Source organism: Paraurantiacibacter namhicola, from assembly GCF_001687545.1.
In the GTDB taxonomy this organism is placed as follows: Bacteria; Pseudomonadota; Alphaproteobacteria; order Sphingomonadales; family Sphingomonadaceae; genus Paraurantiacibacter; species Paraurantiacibacter namhicola.
In genome coordinates this window covers 1,830,546-1,845,867 of sequence record NZ_CP016545.1, presented here as the reverse complement: position 1 = coordinate 1,845,867, position 15,322 = coordinate 1,830,546, and the positions used below count along the sequence as shown (strand labels likewise).

The following is a 15,322-nucleotide window of genomic DNA, read 5'->3' as shown; positions in this document are numbered from 1 at the left end:
CGACCGGCCACATGTGCGGGATAGCAGGCATTTACCATTGCGGCACGATCAAGCCGGTCGACTCGCGCCGGGTCGAGGCCATGACCGATGCGCTGCATCACCGCGGCCCGGACGGCTCGGGTGTCTGGGTGGAGGCCGGCGTCGGGCTCGGCCATCGCCGCCTGTCCATCATCGATATCGCCGGATCGCCGCAGCCGATGCACTCGCCGGACGGGCGGGCGACCATCGTCTTCAACGGCGAAATCTACAATTTCCGCGAGTTGCGCCGTCAGCTGGAGCAGCTGGGCGCAAGTTTCCGCACGGATGGCGATACGGAGGTCATCCTTGCCGCGTGGCAGGCATGGGGCCCTGACTGCCTGCAGCACCTGGACGGCATGTTCGCCTTCGCGCTGTACGACCATGCTAGCCGCCAACTGTTCCTTGCGCGGGACCGGTTCGGCGTGAAGCCGCTGTTCCTTTCCGAGCTGTCCGATGGCAGCGTGGCCTTTGCCAGCGAGCTGAAAGGCCTGCTGGCCCATCCGCTGCTGCGCCGCGAAGTCGATCCGCTGGCTGTGGAGGACTACCTGGCGTGGGGCTACGTCCCCGATCACCGATCCATCCTGAAGGGCGTGCACAAGCTGCCAGCCGGCCATTTCATGCTGCTGGAACATGGCAAGGGCATGCCGCAGCCCAAGCAGTGGTGGGACATCAGCTTTGCCGAGCGGCATTCCGGCCGCATGCCGGAGATGGAAGCGGAGCTGCTGCATCACCTGCGCGAAGGTGTCGAAAGCCGGATGGTGGCCGATGTGCCGCTGGGCGCTTTCCTGTCGGGCGGCGTGGATAGCTCCAGCGTGGTCGCGCTGATGAGCGAGATCAGCCCCGATCCGGTGACGACCTGCTCGATCGGCTTCGACGTCGCCAGCGCGGACGAGACATCCTACGCCGCGCAGGTCGCGCTGCGCTTTGGTACGAACCATCACGCGCGCACGGTCTCTTCCGACCAGTTCGACGCCATCGATACGCTGGCCGGCATGTTCGACGAGCCTTTTGCCGATGCCAGCGCCCTGCCAACCTGGCGCGTGTGCCAGTTGGCGCGCGAGCATGTGACGGTGGCGCTTTCGGGTGACGGCGCGGACGAGGCCATGGCTGGCTATCGCCGCCAGGTCTTCCATGCGCACGAAGCGCGCGCGCGCAGCCTGATGCCGCGGCTGCTACGTGAGAAAGTGCTGGGTCCGCTTGGCCGGATGTATCCGAAAGCCGATTGGGCGCCGCGGCCGCTGCGTTTCAAGACCACGCTGCTATCGCTCGCCGGGGAAGCCGACGAAGGCTACGCCCGCGCGCTCGCCACGACCGCCCCCGAAGTGCGCGCAACACTCTATTCGCAGGACTTCGCGCGGCAATTGGGCGATTACCATGCCGAAAGGCCGCTGCTGGACCTGATGGGCAAGGCACCGGCCCGCGATGCGCTGGACCGGGCGCAATATGCGGACCTCAAGTTCTGGATGCCCGGGGACATCCTCACCAAGGTGGACCGCACCAGCATGGCGGTCAGCCTGGAAGCGCGCGAGCCTTTGCTCGACCACCGCCTCGTGGAATTTGCCGCCCGCCTGCCGCGCAGGGCGCGGATCAAGGGCACGCAGGGCAAGTACCTGCTGAAGAAGGCAATGGAGCGATACCTTCCGGACGACATACTCTTCCGGCCGAAACAGGGCTTCGTCACCCCGATTGCGGAGTGGCTTCGCGGGCCGCTGGCGGGTGATGCACGGGCCATCGGCACCAGCGCGACATTGGCGAGGACGGGCTGGTTCGAAAGCTCCAGGCTGCGCGATATTGCCGATGCGCACATCGCGGGAAGGGCGGATCATTCCCGGCTCCTGTGGCAGCTCGTCATGCTCGAAAAATCGCTGACGAAACTGGGTGTGAACAGCTAGCGACGCCGCGCGACCCCTTGGCAAGACTTGCTATTTATCATCTGTGTCATTTCGGGAACTGGACCCGGCCGAGCACCAAGATGGCAAAACTTTAAGTTGCCAATCGACTCTGCCGTCGCATACGCTCTTTCCTGTCGCGCAATATAATTACAATTCGGCGCGACGGGACGCAGAATTGAGGGCGGCATGGACCGACTGACGGGTGAATTGCGAGATGTGCAGACAGGGGGCGATCCCGTCTTTGCACTCGGGCAAGATGAAGAGAACCTGGTTCACAAGAGCGCGTTGCACGATGCGATCGATCCAGGGTTGTTCAACATGGCCGAGCTCGATTGTTTCTACGACGATGATCGAGCAGCGCTGTGGACTTACATGCGCCCGGCGGAGCGGCCGAGCTTCACGCCGCCGATGCTGGACGATTTCAACACCTGGCAGCGCCTGATCGCCAAGGACTTCGGTCCGGGCAAGGTGCCGCTGCGCTACCTCGTTCTTGGTAGCCGGGCGCCCGGCGTCTTCTGCTTCGGCGGTGACCTGGCCCTGTTCCAGAAGTTGATCCGCGACCAGGACCGCGAAGGGCTGGAGAAGTACGGCTTCGCCTGTGTGGAGATCCTGCACCGGAACATGCAGACGCTGGACCTGCCGATGCTGACCATCGGACTGGTGCAGGGCGCTGCGCTGGGCGGCGGTTTCGAAGCCCTTCTGTCCTTCGATTACCTCGTTGCGGAACGGGATGCGACGTTCGGCCTGCCGGAAGTGCTGTTCGGCCTGTTCCCCGGCATGGGCGCGCACGCAATCCTGACGCGCAAGGTCGGTGCGGCACTGGCTGACCGCATTATCACCTCGAATCAGACCTACACGGCAGAAGAGCTGTACGAGATGGGACTGGTCCACGTACTGGCCGAGCCGGGCGAGGGGCTGGAGGCGTGCCGCGACTTCATCAAGAAGTCCGAACGCCGCCATCCCGGCCTTGTTGGCGCGCGCCGTGCTGCCCGCCTCGTCAATCCGCTGATGCTGGATGAGCTGTGCGAGATCGTGAAGTTGTGGGCCGATACCGCCCTGCAGCTGTCCGAAAGCGACCTGAAGATGATGAACCGCCTCACCAGCGCGCAAAGGCGGGTTGCCGAGGCAGCCTGACCTTGGCCGGCCACCTCGGCTGATCGAGCGTCAGCGCGAATCCACCAGCACCAGTTCGGCGTCTTCCAGCGCCTCTACCGTGATTGCGGCCTCTCCAGTCACGGCGATCCCGTCACGCGGGTTCGCATCCTGTCCGTTCACGCGCACGCGGCCGCCGGTTGCGACCAGATACTGGTGACGCGCCGGATCGGCCTGCCATGTCGCACTCTGGCCTTGCTCCAACTTGGCCGCCGCGATCTGCGCATCGGCATTGATGTGCAGCGTATCCGCCGCCTCGTCACCGCTGGCGAGCACCTCGAAACCGCCTTCGCGGGAAGCCTTGGGGAATTCGCGCATGTCCCAAGACGGCTTCGCCCCGACCTTGTCCGTCAGGATCCAGATCTGGAACAGCTGGGTTTCCTCGTCCTCTAGGTTGTATTCGGCATGCGTCACGCCGGTCCCGGCGCTCATCACCTGCACGTCGCCAGCGGCGGTGCGGCCTTCATTGCCCATGGAATCCTTGTGGCTGATTGCGCCCTTCCGCACGAAGGTGACGATTTCCATGTCGTTGTGCGGGTGGGGCGGGAAGCCGGACTTCGCGGCAATCGTGTCGTCATTCCATACGCGGATGCGGCCCCAGGCCATGCGATCCGGGTTGTGGTAGCTTGCGAAGCTGAAGTGATGGCGCGCATCGAGCCAGCCGTGGTTGGCTGCACCGAGGGTGTCGAAGGGTCGGATATCGATCATGGGTATTCTCACATCGGCGGGGTTCGGGTCAGTGTCCGCCGGAACGCATGTGAGATAGTGTCACATCGGCGGGCTTCAACCCTCGCTGCCGTGGCCCAGCGCCATGTATTCCTTGCTCTGCATTTCCTTCAGGCGGCTGACCGTGCGGGCAAATTCGAAACTGCCATCGCCTGAGGGATAGAGCGCTTCGGCCTCCGCATCCGCTGTCGCAAACAGCTTCACGCGCATTTCGTACAGCGCGTCGACCAGCTTGGTGAAGCGGATCGCCTCGTTGCGCATGTCCGGGCCCATGATGGGAATGCCGACCACGATTACCGTGTGGAAGGCGCGGGCGATGGCGAGGTAGTCCGCCGCGCCGCGGTTCTCTCCGCACAGCCGCTTGAAGCTGAACACGCCGACACCCTTGAGCGCTTTTGGCACATGCAGGCTCCGCCCACCGCCGAGGTCCAGCTCCATGCTGGGGACGTGCTCTGCGTCTTCGGGCTTGTAGTCGGTGAGGCGGAAGAAGGCCTCGCGCACCTGCGCCGTAGCGGCATCGCCCAGCGGTGTGTGCCAGCTGTCGATGCCGCCAAGCCGGTCCATGCGGTAATCCGTCGGGCCGTTGAGCGGGACCACGTCCAGTTCCGCCTGCACGAGGTCGATGAAGGGCAGGAACAGCGATCGGTTGAGCCCATCCTTGTAGAGGTCGCGCGGCGGGCGGTTGCTGGTGGTGACCACCGTCACCTCCTGCTCGCAGATCAGCGCGGTGAACAGGCGGGACATGATGGCAGCGTCGGCCGTGTTGTTGACCACCATTTCGTCGAAAGCGAGCAGGCGGATGTCCTTGCCCAGCTGCTCCGCCACCGGGCCGATGGGATCGCCGCTCTCGCTCTTGCGCGCCTCGCGGATCATCGCGTCGACTTCCAGCATGAAGGCGTGGAAATGGACGCGGCGCTTTCGCTCTATGTCCAATGTCTCGACGAACAGGTCCATCAGCATGGACTTCCCGCGCCCGACGCCGCCCCACATGTACACGCCCTGCACCCGGTCCGCCTTGCGGAACATGCGCGAGAGGAAGCCGCCCTTGCCAGCCGAGCCGCGCTGCGCCTCCAGCTCCTGTTGCAGGCGATCGAGCCGCTCGGCAGCTACGCGCTGCTCATCGTCCGGTCGCAGTTCGCCTGCGGCCAGGAGGGCTTCGTAGCGGCTGAGCAGTCCGCTCAGACGTGCCGCTCCGCCATCATCTTCTTGGTTTCGGCGATGGCCTTGGCCGGGCTGAGGCCCTTGGGGCAGGCATTCGCGCAGTTCATGATCGTGTGGCAGCGATACAGGCGGAACGGATCTTCCAGATCGTCCAGCCGCTCACCCGTCATCTCGTCGCGGCTGTCCGCCAGCCAGCGATAGGCCTGCAGCAGGATAGCAGGGCCGAGGAACTTGTCGCTGTTCCACCAATAGCTGGGGCAGCTGGTGGAGCAGCAGGCGCACAGGATGCACTCGTACAGCCCATCCAGCTTCTCGCGCTGTTCCGGCGATTGCAGGCGTTCCTTGCCGCTGGGGGTGGGGGTGACGGTCTGCAGCCAGGGGCGGATGGAGGCATACTGCGCGTAGAAGTGCGTGAAATCGGGGACGAGGTCCTTGATCACTTCCATGTGCGGCAGCGGCGTGATGCGGATTTCGCCCTTCAGGTCCTCGATCGCAGTGGTGCAGGCCAGGCCGTTCTTGCCGTTGAGGTTCATGGAGCATGACCCGCAGATGCCTTCGCGGCAGGAGCGGCGGAAGGTCAGCGTCGGATCCATGTCGTTCTTGATCTTGAACAGGGCGTCCAGCACCATCGGGCCGCAATCGTCGAGGTCGATCTCGAAGGTGTCATAGCGCGGGTTTTCGCCGCTTTCCGGATCGTAGCGATAGATCTTGAAGCTTTTCGTCCGCGTGGCCCCTTCCGTGCGATAGCTATCGCCCTGCTTGATGCGGCTGTTCTTGGGGAGGGTGAAGGTGGCCATTTGCTGCTCGCTTCCTGCGCGTTGCGTGTGCGCCCTATCTAGCGTTTCGTGCCTGCAACACAAGGGCGCGGGGAGGCCAAGGTGTTACAGGTGTTACACTGTCCAGTGGCGAAGTTTTTCGGATGGGGGAGGGGTTTGCCGGCGAGGTCATGTGAGGCCTTCTGCCCGCGCTGCAATCGTGTAGGAAAGCGCGGCCATGCGTATCGCCATTTACGATCTCGACAGGACGCTGACTGCACGGGCGACATTCACGCCCTTCCTGCTGTTCGCCGCACGCAGGCTGGCGCCGCTGCGGCTGCTGCTGGCGCCGGTTTGGGTGCTGGCGATGCTGTATTACAAGCTGGGGTTGTGCAGCCGCACGGCACTGAAGGCTTTCGGCATGCGGCTGATGCTGGGCGAGCATGCACGGGGCGACCTGGCGGGCACGGCCCAGGCCTTTTCGCAGGCGCATATCGCGCGCGGGGGCTGGAGGCAGGATATAATCCGCGCGCTGGAGCAGGACAGGGCTGCGGGCTACCGGCCCATCATCGCCACGGCAGCCTTCGAATTCTACGCCGCTGCCTTTGCGAAATTGCTGCGTATCGACACCGTCATCGGCACGCGCTGGGACGGCGACGGCATCCCGGGCGGCAATTGCTATGGCGAGGAGAAGCTGGCGCGGGTGGAAGCCTGGCTGGAAGGAGAGGGCGCATCCCTCGCTGCCGCCGAGACAAGGTTTTACAGCGACAGCTTTGCAGACGCGCCCCTGCTGGACCGGGTGAAGGACCCGGTATTCGTGACCGATAGCGAGGGCGAGAGGGAGCGGGCCGCCGAGCGGGGCTGGCGCGCACCCTGAGCGTCAGGCCGTGAAACGCAGCGCCTTGCGCAGCTGGGTGTAGGAATAGGCGTGGCGCGGGCGCCGGTAGAGGCGCAGCATTTCTTCGAAGGGAATGGGGCTGTTGCCATCCATGATGGCGCGGAATTCGCGTGCCAGTTCGCGCGGATCCTTCCCGCCGCAGCCTTCGCTTCCGGCGCGCTCGATCCGCTCGCAGGTCTTGGCAAATTCGCGGGCCAGGAAATGGCTCATGGCGAAACGGGATTCCGGTGTTTCGGCATCGGGCGTGCGGGCCATTTCCTCTCGCACACGGTCCGCGGCATGGGCCATGTCGCGGTGCGCTTTCTCGGCAAACTGTTCCTTCTCGCGCACGGCCTGCGCAAGGATGCTGCCGGGACGCTTGCGATAGACTAGTAGGCTCTTGTCGATATGCACCAGCGTTTGCGCCGCCAGCGCCAGGAGCGGGGTGTTGTACTGGTCTTCGAATAGCTTGCCGACGGGGAATTCCAGCCCGCCTTCCCACAGTTTGCGGTGGCTGACCTTGGCCCAGCTGTACATCTTGCGGGACCGGTAAATGCCCGCGAGGATCTTTGCCGGCGTATGCACGACAGTGTTCGACGGGCCACGGAAGGCCTTCTTCCGCATGTGGCCGCGGCGATACTTGAAACTGAGGACGTCCGGTGCCTCGCGGTCGATCCAAGTCTTCAGCGCGGAAATCGCACCGGGCAGCAGGTAGTCGTCCGAATCCACAAACCAGAAATAGCGGCCGCTCGCCCGGTCCTTCATCGCGTTGCGCGTGCCCGATAGCCCCAGGTTCTGCGGGTTCTGCATGATGGTGATGCGGCCCGGATGCTCGTCGGCGACCTTGCGCGCCACATCCATACTGTCATCGGTTGAGCAATCGTCGCACAGGAGGATTTCGACGCCCTCATCGGCCTGCGACAGGATCGATAGCAGGCACTCTTCCAGATAGGGCGCGACGTTATAAACCGGCAGCATGATGCTGAGCCATGGCTGCTGCGCCGATGCACCAGCATCGTCTGCGCGCGTTGCTTGCGCTGCGGTCATCATATGCGTCCCTGATTTCCCCCCGAAGGGAGGCAAGTCGCGGAATTCCCCTTTGCGGTCAATGGCTTTCTGCCCCGGATGACGGTGCAAGCCAGCCGGCAAGCGCATCGGCGGCACGGTCTACGGAAGTCTCGCCGGGCCGGTCGTCTATCGTGTAAGAGAACAGCCGATCCTGCGTGTCCCGATACGCCTCGCCGATGTCCTGCCATTGCGGGATCATGGCGGTCAGCTCGGGCACGGATTGCACCACAGGACCATTGCCCCAGAATGCGCGATTGGCCGCTTCACCGGGCAGATCGGCCGCATGGGTGTCGATGAAGAAGCACGGCCGCCGCCGCACGAGGAACTCGTACACCTGGCTCGACATGTCGCCGATATAGGCGTCGGCGCCCAGCGTGTAGGTCATGTCGAACAGGCGCTCGCTATCGGTATCGACCAGCACATTAGGCGCATCCAGCGCCGCCTGCGGCACGTCCGGCCTGCGCCGTGCGAGCCTGTATTCGGGCGAGACATGCAGCGCCTTGCGGAACAGCATCACATGCGGGGCAAAGACCAGGTTGAAGCGGTCCTGCTGGCCGGCAAACCACTCCAGCAGGGCGGGGCCATGGTCGTACCAGCTCGACAGTTTCGGGTCGAAATGTGGATTGTAGACGAAGACGGGCCTGTCGTTATCGAACAGCTGCGGCTTCGCGGACGTGTCGATCGTGTCGAACTTGGGATAGCCGATCAGGCGGCACTGGTCGGGCGTCGCAATTCCGCGCGCCACCATCTCGTCCACCAGCTTCTGCCCGCTGACCAGCTTCAGATCGAATTGTGCCAGCTCCGGGTGGTAGGCCACGTTCCTGTCGCCCGACCCATGGGGGACATAGGCGAAGCGCGGCGCTTTATCGCCAAACTTCGCGCGGAGCCTTCGCCGAACGCGCAGGCATGTGCGCTCCGTCGAGACGATCAGGCTCATCTGCGCGAACAGCCCCTCGTTCGTGCGCAGGCGGGCAAGCCGCTTGGCCGGGAGCAGGCGGTTGGGCAGGGACAGCAGCGTATCGAGCGCGGGGCTGAGCGACAGGTCCTGCCAGTGGATGCGCGCCGCAGCATCGCCTCCGGCGATACGGCGGATTTCCGCTTCGATAGCCGGTCCGGCCACCCCGGCATACACCTCCACCTGCGGATGGCGCAGCGCCAGCGCGCGCATGATCCCGGCGATATGGGCCGCCTGGTGGGCAGCATCGTGATTGTACAGGAACATGATGCGGGGCGGGGCTGGCATGACGCCATCCGGTTAGCATCGGGGCCTGCTTGTGCAAGCGGGCTTTCTGCGCCAAGGCGCTGGCATGGACGGCGCGCAGTCAGCGAAAGAGGGGCCGGGCGCGGGCAAGCGGATCCTGCGCAATGTGGGCATGCTGCTGGGCGGCAAGGGATTTGGCGCGGTAAGCTCGCTGGCGTATCTCGCGATCCTGTCCCGGTCGCTGGGCGTTAAGGATTTCGGCCACTTCTCGCTGATTTTCGGCATTACGCTGACCGTCAATGCCCTGTGCAGTTTCGCCACCTGGCAGATGATCATCCGGTTCGGGACGGAACATCTTGCTGCCGGGCGCGACCGGGCCTTTGGTCGCCTGTCCATACTGGGCGGATTGGTGGACGCATTCGGCGCCCTGATCGGCAGCGTGCTGGCCGTAATCGGGTTTTTCCTGCTGGCAGACGCGCTGGAGGTGAACCCGGCATATCGCGACATGGCGCTGCTATTCGTGGTGGCGATGCAATGGGCCCGCGTTTCCGCGCCTTACGGCATCTTGCGCGCGCTCGATCGGTTTGACCTGTCGGTCTATGTCGGCGCGGTTACCCCGGCGGGCCGCCTGCTTGCCGCCGTGGCCATCTGGCTGACGGACCCAAGTGTGGGCCGGTTCCTGTTTGCCTGGGCGGCGGTGGAATTCCTGTCCGCTGCCGTCACCTGGTACACCGCCTGGCGGCTGAGGCCCGATGTCCTGCGCTTGTCTGCGCTCAAGGAGTGGCGGCAGTCGCTGGCGGAGAATCCCGGTCTGCGGCGGTTCCTGGGCGTCACTTACATGAGCTCTTCCGTCCACGCGCTGATCGCGCAGGGGCCACTGTTGGCCGTCGGATACCTTTTCGGGACGAGCGCGGCGGGTGTTTACCGGATTGCGGAACAGCTTGCGATGGGCCTCGGCAAGCTGGCCATCATCCTCTCGGATTCGATCTATCCGGAGCTGAACAAGGAGCGCCACGGCAGCCCCGCGCGCCAGTTCCAGCGCCTCGTCCGGCAGGTCAGTCTCTCCGTCCTCGTCGTCAGCGTCGCGGCCGTGGCGCTGGCTGTGTGGCTGGGTGAGGACATATTGGTGCTCATTTCCGGCGAGGCTTTCATCGCAGGCGGCGCGATCATGGTGCCGCTGGTGCTGGCAGCCAGTTTCGAGCTTGCCAGTGTCTCTTACGAATCCGTCCTGCATTCCACCGGCAAGGCGCGCTACCAGCTCTATGTCCGGATCATCGGCCTGATGGTCCTGGCGGCGGCCGTCTGGGCCGTGCGGGATGTCAGCTCGCTGGCGGTGGGGTGGATGGTCACGCTGGCGCAGGGCGCGATCTATGCGCTGATGACGCTGGCGGTCTGGGCCGTGTTGCGCCGGCTCGTGAAGGCGGAGCGGGCGGCGTGAGCTTTGCCGCGTTGGTGCTGGCGGGCACGCGCCCCGGCGGCGATCCGCTGGCAGAGGCTGAGGGCGTGGCGGCCAAGGCGCTGGTTACGGTGGACGGCGAGGCGATGCTGAGCCGCGTTATAGGCGCCGTGCGAGGGGCCGGGGCGGGGCGCATCGTGGTCGCTTGCGATGAAGGCCCGGTGGCGGAGTTGGCGCGCGCGCAGGATTGCGAAGTGGTGCAGCCTGCCCGCGGCCCTGCGGGGAGTGTCCAGCGCGGCCTCGATGTGACCGGTGCGCCGCTGCTGGTAACCACGGCGGATCATGCGCTGCTGCAACCGGGATGGGTCCGGGCCGCGATAGAGGGCACCCCGGACGATGCCGATGTCGGTGTGATGCTGGCGCGGCGCGAGGCGATCAAGGCGGAGCTGCCCGGAAGCCGGCGCACGTATCTGCGCTTTGCGGACGGGCACTGGAGCGGGTGCAACCTCTTCTTCCTGCGCACGCCGGATGCCGCGAAGGCCATTGCCGCGTGGCAGGGGATCGAGGCAGATCGCAAGCGGCCCTGGCGCATCGTGGCGAAGCTGGGGCTGGGCACGCTGCTGGATTACGCTCTCGGGCGGCTGACGCTGGCGGAGGGCATTGCGAGGCTGGGCAAGCGGATCGGCGTGCGCGCCGCGCTGGTGGAGGCACCGAGCGGGCTGGCTGCGGTCGATGCGGACAAGCCGAGCGACCTTGCAGATATACGCGCTATCCTGGCTCGCCAGCAGGGCTGACGCCTAAAGAGGGACTCTCGGGGCAAAAGGAAAGGCCGGGACCGCCTTTTGAGGCAATCCCGGCCAATTCCGTGTCAATCAGGCCGTGTCAGGCGCCGAAGGTGCGCTGCCACCATCCGCCGCGCTTCGGGCTGCCGTCTTCTGCCGTCTCACCCTCATCGGACGCATCCTTTGCCGGTGCTGCGGGAGCAGCATCTGCAGGAGCTTCGGCTTCGACGTCTGCCTTTTTCTTGCGAGGAGCGCGCTTCGCCTTGGGCTTGGGCGCTTCCTCGGCAGCTGCGGCTGCTTCCGGGGCGCTTTCAGCTTCGGCGTCCGTCTTCCTCTTGCGGGGCGCACGTTTGGCTTTCGGCTTGGGCGCGTCTTCCGTCGCCTCGGCTGCAGGCGCAGCATCGGCTTCGGCTTCTACGTCAGCCTTCTTCTTGCGCGCGCGGCGCTTGGGCTTCTCGGCCTCGGCCTCGTCCGTATCGTCGGATTTGGCTGCGGCTTTCTTGCGGGGGGCGCGCTTGGCCTTGGCCTTGGGCTTTTCCTCCGCAGTCGCATCGTCACCGGCGGTTTCGGCCTGCGCATTGGCAGCCTCGGTCTCGTCGAGCTGTTCGGCGATTTCCTCTCCGGCCTTCTCGCCGATATCTTCCTGCGCCTGCGTATCGGTGTCGCCGCCCTCGGCATCACCGGACTTGCGGCGACGGCCACGGCCACCACGGCGGCGGCGGCGCTTGGGCCGGCCTTCGCCGTCATCGTCGTCATCGTTGCCGCGATTGTCGGCCTGCTGGCGGTTTTCGCCATCATCGCCGTCGGACCCGGTCTCGTTACCGTCACCGCCATCCTGGCGCTTCTTGTTGCGGCCGCGGCCACCCCGGCGACGGCGGCGCTTCGGACCACGATCGTCGCGGTCACCGCGGTCACCGCGCTCGTCATCTTCCTCGTCGTGATCGTCGTCATCGGCGTCCACGTCGTCATCGTCCGCGTCGTCATCGACGATGGGCTCGAACTTGGGGGCGGAGGAAGGCTTGGGTCCGCTGGACTGCACGCGCATCTTGGCGCCTTCGTCCTCGCCTTCCGGCTGCACTTCCACCGTCACGCCGTAGCGCGTTTCGATTTCCTGCAGGTCGCCGCGCTTGGTGTTGAGCAGGTACACGGCCGCTTCGGTGGAGGCGTACAGCGTGATGACCGTACCCTTGCCCTTGGCTGCCTCGTCCTCGATCAGGCGCAGGGCGGAAAGCCCGGCGCTGCTGGCCGTGCGGACCAGGCCGGTGCCGTCGCAATGCGGGCATTCGCGCGTGGTCGCCTCCAGCACGCCGGTGCGCAGGCGCTGGCGGCTCATTTCCATCAGGCCGAAACCGGAAATGCGGCCCACCTGGATGCGCGCACGGTCGTTCTTGAGCGAATCCTTCATGCACCGCTCGACCTTGCGGATATTGCCGGTGCGCTCCATGTCGATGAAGTCGATCACCACCAGGCCGGCCATGTCGCGCAGGCGCAGCTGGCGAGCGATTTCCTTCGCCGCTTCGAGGTTGGTGTGCAGGGCAGTCTGCTCGATCCCGTGTTCCTTGGTGGAACGGCCGGAGTTGATGTCGATCGACACCAGCGCCTCGGTGGGATTGATGATCAGGTAACCGCCGCTCTTCAGCTGCACCATGGGATCGTACATGGCTTTCAGCTGGTCTTCCGCGCCGTAACGCTGGAACAGCGGCACGGGGTCGGAATAGGCTTTCACCCGGCGTGCGTGGCTGGGCATCAGCAGCTTCATGAAGGCCTTTGCGGCCTTGTAGCCGTCCTCACCTTCGACCACGACTTCCTCGATCTCGCGATTGTAGATGTCGCGGATGGCCCGCTTGATCAGGTCGCTGTCGGAATGGATCTTGCTCGGCGCGCTGGAGCCCAGCGTCTTCTCCCGGATCTCGTCCCACAGGCGGGCAAGGTAGTCGAAGTCGCGCTTGATCTCCGTCTTCGTGCGGCTGAGGCCGGCGGTGCGGACGATCAGGCCCATGCTCTTGGGCAGCTTCAGGTCGCCGACGATGGATTTCAGGCGCTTGCGGTCCCCGGCGTTGGAGATCTTGCGGCTGATGCCGCCGCCATGGCTGGAATTGGGCATCAGCACGCAGTAGCGGCCGGCCAGGCTGAGGTAGGTGGTGAGGGCAGCGCCCTTGTTGCCACGTTCTTCCTTCACGACCTGGACGAGCAGCACCTGGCGGCGATGGATGACGTCCTGGATCTTGTAACGGCGGCGCAGGGCGACGCGCTTGGCGCGCAGCTCGTCCATTTCCTTGGCGCGGCTGCCACCACCCCTGGACGATCCCTGGCGGCCCTGGCGGCGGCCACGGCCACGGCGGCCACGGCCCTTCCGGCCATCGCTCTCTTCGTCCGAATCCCCGTCGGAATCCTCGTCTTCGTCGTCGGATGAATCGTCGGTATCGTCGTCGGATTTCCCGTCGACATGGCCTTCCTCGATGGTGGAAACCTCGTCCTTCTCGGACGTGTCGATTTCCTCCAGGACCGGCTCGTCGTCCTCGTCCTCGTCTTCTTCGGCTTCCAGCTCTACCGGCTCGCCGCTTTCCTCTTCCTCAGCCGCGCGGAGTTTTTCCTCCTCCTCGGCATGGGCCTGTTCCTCGTCCAGCAGGGCCTGCCGGTCGGCGGCGGGGATCTGATAATAGTCGGGGTGGATTTCGCTGAACGCCAGGAAGCCGTGGCGATTGCCGCCAAAGTCCACGAATGCGGCCTGCAGGGATGGTTCCACTCGCGTTACTTTCGCGAGGTAGATGTTACCCTTTATCTGTTTGTGTTCTGCGGATTCGAAATCAAATTCTTCGATCCGATTGCCCTTGAGCACCGCCACCCGTGTTTCTTCCGGGTGGCGCGCATCGATTAGCATGCGCGTTGCCATTGAATAGTCTCCAGGCGCGCCGGACCCCGAGGGCAGGTTTCAAGCCTGCAACCCGTATCCGGGTGGCGGCGCGCGATAGTGTTGGAAATCCGCGTCCCGGGCCCGGCATGCCGGCCCCGCTGGCGGAATGTGAAATGGCGCCCTGTCCATGTGGACTGCGGACGCTGCGATGTGTGTCTGCCAAGATGGAATGGCGCGGGTTTTCGTACCGCGCGGGGCCAGCCAATGCGACGCGGCCTTGCGGCGGCGTGGCGATGGGCTGGGCGTTGCAATTCATCGTGTCATCAACCTGTTGCGGAACCGGGATCGGCCGTGGCCACCCGGTCCGGGTATCGGCGGGGAGGGCCCCGGCGATTGCAGCGATGGCTAGCACCGCGCTGGCAAGCGGGCAAACGAAATTGCTGAATATCAGCTGACAAGGAAGTGTGCGTGGGCGCGGGATAAGCCGCGCATTGCCTCTTGTGCCCGGCGGATAATGCCCCTTTAACCCTGTGCATGTGGCACCGGCTGCAAATTGCGCTCGTCTTCCTGGCGCCGGTTGTCCTGATGGGCGGGCTGTACGTTTTCGGACTGACGATCCCCGTGCCCCATCTGGGCCGCGATTATGTCGTGCGCCTGGCCTTGCCCGATCCCGACGCGCCGCGTGACCTGCCCGAAGTGCTGGGGCCGGAAGATTCCAGCCGCCCGCTGGTGGTGATCGACGCGGGCCATGGCGGGCACGATCCGGGTGCAAGCGGCGGCGGCTACAAGGAGAAGACAGTGGTGCTGGGCCTGGCCCTTGCGCTGCGCGACGAATTGCTGCGGCAGGGCGGGGTGCGCGTGGCCCTGACCCGCAGCGACGACCGCTTCCTGGTGGTGGAGGAACGCTTCCAGATCGCCCGCGCGCTGGGGGCGGACCTGTTCATCTCCATCCATGCGGACAGTGCGGGCGAGCAGGCCAGCGTGTCCGGCGCCAGCATCTATGTCCTGTCCGACGAGGCATCGAGCGAGGCCGCAGCCCGCTTCGCCGAACGGGAGAACGAGGCGGACCAGGTCAATGGCGTGGTGCTGGCCGGGACCAGCCAGAACGTAAACGACATCCTCGTCGACCTGGCGCAGCGGCGCAGCAGCGAAGGATCCGGCACTTTTGCTGCGCTGATCGAGCGGGAAGGGCGCGGGACGCTGACCTTCCATCCGCAGACGCAGCGCAGCGCGGGCCTGCGCGTGCTGCGCGCCCCCGATGTGCCCAGCGTACTGTACGAGGCGGGCTTTATTACGAACGAGGGCGATGCCGCGCGGCTCGCCAGTCCCGAAGGCCAGCGCCGCTTTGCCGATGTCATGTCGCGGGCGGTGCGCATCTTCTTTGCCCGGCAGTCCGGCGCGTGATCGCCCGAAGCGCGACGACCCGAGCGTTTTCATTCT

At 65.2% G+C, this 15,322-nt stretch carries 12 protein-coding genes; 6 read left to right on the top strand and 6 right to left on the bottom strand.

Annotated features, from left to right (window positions below; all coding sequences use genetic code 11):
• Positions 1-11: 11 nt before the first annotated feature.
• Entirely contained in the window at positions 12-1,910 is a 1,899-nt protein-coding gene (locus tag A6F65_RS09025; protein WP_067787983.1) for an XrtA/PEP-CTERM system amidotransferase, read from the top strand.
• Positions 1,911-2,096: 186 nt separating this feature from the next.
• The gene (locus A6F65_RS09020; protein WP_067787981.1) at positions 2,097-3,044 is read left to right on the top strand and encodes a crotonase/enoyl-CoA hydratase family protein; all 948 of its coding nucleotides are present in this window, start codon (positions 2,097-2,099) and stop codon (positions 3,042-3,044) included.
• Positions 3,045-3,074: 30 nt separating this feature from the next.
• On the opposite strand, the gene A6F65_RS09015 is transcribed toward A6F65_RS09020, so the two are convergent.
• The 3 genes from A6F65_RS09015 to A6F65_RS09005 all read right to left on the bottom strand — a co-directional run bounded on the left by A6F65_RS09015 (position 3,075) and on the right by A6F65_RS09005 (position 5,746).
• Positions 3,075-3,770 carry a pirin family protein gene (locus tag A6F65_RS09015; protein WP_067787979.1) on the bottom strand — a complete coding sequence of 232 codons (696 nt, stop codon included), beginning with the start codon at positions 3,768-3,770 and terminating at the stop codon, positions 3,075-3,077.
• A gap of 75 nt (positions 3,771-3,845) precedes the next feature.
• Positions 3,846-4,970 (bottom strand): cell division protein ZapE, encoded by a 1,125-nt coding sequence (gene zapE, locus A6F65_RS09010; protein WP_067787977.1) that lies wholly within the window; start codon positions 4,968-4,970, stop codon positions 3,846-3,848.
• Positions 4,967-5,746, bottom strand: coding sequence for a succinate dehydrogenase iron-sulfur subunit (locus A6F65_RS09005; RefSeq protein WP_067787975.1), 780 nt, complete (start codon positions 5,744-5,746; stop codon positions 4,967-4,969). Before A6F65_RS09005 ends, zapE begins: the two co-directional genes overlap by 4 nt.
• Before the next feature lie 196 nt (positions 5,747-5,942).
• On the opposite strand from A6F65_RS09005, the gene A6F65_RS09000 reads away from it, so the two are divergent.
• Positions 5,943-6,581 (top strand): haloacid dehalogenase-like hydrolase, encoded by a 639-nt coding sequence (locus A6F65_RS09000; RefSeq protein WP_067787973.1) that lies wholly within the window; start codon positions 5,943-5,945, stop codon positions 6,579-6,581.
• 3 nt (positions 6,582-6,584) lie between these two features.
• Here A6F65_RS09000 and A6F65_RS08995 read toward each other — a convergent pair whose 3' ends face one another.
• Both A6F65_RS08995 and A6F65_RS08990 read right to left on the bottom strand, forming a co-directional pair.
• A complete protein-coding gene (locus tag A6F65_RS08995) occupies positions 6,585-7,628 on the bottom strand; it encodes a glycosyltransferase family 2 protein (RefSeq protein WP_169817020.1) in 1,044 nt (347 codons plus the stop codon).
• A gap of 58 nt (positions 7,629-7,686) precedes the next feature.
• Positions 7,687-8,892: a hypothetical protein gene (locus tag A6F65_RS08990; RefSeq protein WP_067787969.1), complete on the bottom strand. Its 1,206-nt coding sequence runs from the start codon at positions 8,890-8,892 to the stop codon at positions 7,687-7,689.
• Between the two features lie 64 nt (positions 8,893-8,956).
• Between A6F65_RS08990 and A6F65_RS08985 the strand changes: the two genes are divergently transcribed.
• Together A6F65_RS08985 and A6F65_RS08980 are read left to right on the top strand one after the other, a co-directional pair.
• On the top strand, positions 8,957-10,288 hold the full coding sequence (locus A6F65_RS08985; RefSeq protein ID WP_067787967.1) for a lipopolysaccharide biosynthesis protein: 1,332 nt from the start codon (positions 8,957-8,959) through the stop codon (positions 10,286-10,288).
• Positions 10,285-11,040, top strand: coding sequence for a nucleotidyltransferase family protein (locus tag A6F65_RS08980; protein WP_067787965.1), 756 nt, complete (start codon positions 10,285-10,287; stop codon positions 11,038-11,040). Before A6F65_RS08985 ends, A6F65_RS08980 begins: the two co-directional genes overlap by 4 nt.
• A gap of 88 nt (positions 11,041-11,128) precedes the next feature.
• Here the strand turns inward: A6F65_RS08980 and A6F65_RS08975 are convergent, their stop codons facing one another.
• Positions 11,129-13,921 carry an Rne/Rng family ribonuclease gene (locus tag A6F65_RS08975; RefSeq protein ID WP_067787963.1) on the bottom strand — a complete coding sequence of 931 codons (2,793 nt, stop codon included), beginning with the start codon at positions 13,919-13,921 and terminating at the stop codon, positions 11,129-11,131.
• Between the two features lie 495 nt (positions 13,922-14,416).
• Between A6F65_RS08975 and A6F65_RS08970 the strand changes: the two genes are divergently transcribed.
• A complete protein-coding gene (locus tag A6F65_RS08970; protein WP_067787960.1) occupies positions 14,417-15,286 on the top strand; it encodes an N-acetylmuramoyl-L-alanine amidase family protein in 870 nt (289 codons plus the stop codon).
• The last annotated feature ends 36 nt before the right edge of the window (positions 15,287-15,322 follow it).

What these genes read in the sequence shown, in the direction of transcription:
- A6F65_RS09025 (WP_067787983.1), top strand. Translation starts at nt 12, where the DNA reads ATGTGCGGGATAGCAGGCATTTACCATTGCGGCACGATCAAGCCGGTC.
- A6F65_RS09020 (WP_067787981.1), top strand. Translation starts at nt 2,097, where the DNA reads ATGGACCGACTGACGGGTGAATTGCGAGATGTGCAGACAGGGGGCGAT.
- A6F65_RS09015 (WP_067787979.1), bottom strand. Translation starts at nt 3,770, where the DNA reads ATGATCGATATCCGACCCTTCGACACCCTCGGTGCAGCCAACCACGGC.
- A6F65_RS09005 (WP_067787975.1), bottom strand. Translation starts at nt 5,746, where the DNA reads ATGGCCACCTTCACCCTCCCCAAGAACAGCCGCATCAAGCAGGGCGAT.
- A6F65_RS09000 (WP_067787973.1), top strand. Translation starts at nt 5,943, where the DNA reads ATGCGTATCGCCATTTACGATCTCGACAGGACGCTGACTGCACGGGCG.
- A6F65_RS08995 (WP_169817020.1), bottom strand. Translation starts at nt 7,628, where the DNA reads ATGACCGCAGCGCAAGCAACGCGCGCAGACGATGCTGGTGCATCGGCG.
- A6F65_RS08990 (WP_067787969.1), bottom strand. Translation starts at nt 8,892, where the DNA reads ATGCCAGCCCCGCCCCGCATCATGTTCCTGTACAATCACGATGCTGCC.
- A6F65_RS08985 (WP_067787967.1), top strand. Translation starts at nt 8,957, where the DNA reads ATGGACGGCGCGCAGTCAGCGAAAGAGGGGCCGGGCGCGGGCAAGCGG.
- A6F65_RS08975 (WP_067787963.1), bottom strand. Translation starts at nt 13,921, where the DNA reads ATGGCAACGCGCATGCTAATCGATGCGCGCCACCCGGAAGAAACACGG.
- A6F65_RS08970 (WP_067787960.1), top strand. Translation starts at nt 14,417, where the DNA reads ATGTGGCACCGGCTGCAAATTGCGCTCGTCTTCCTGGCGCCGGTTGTC.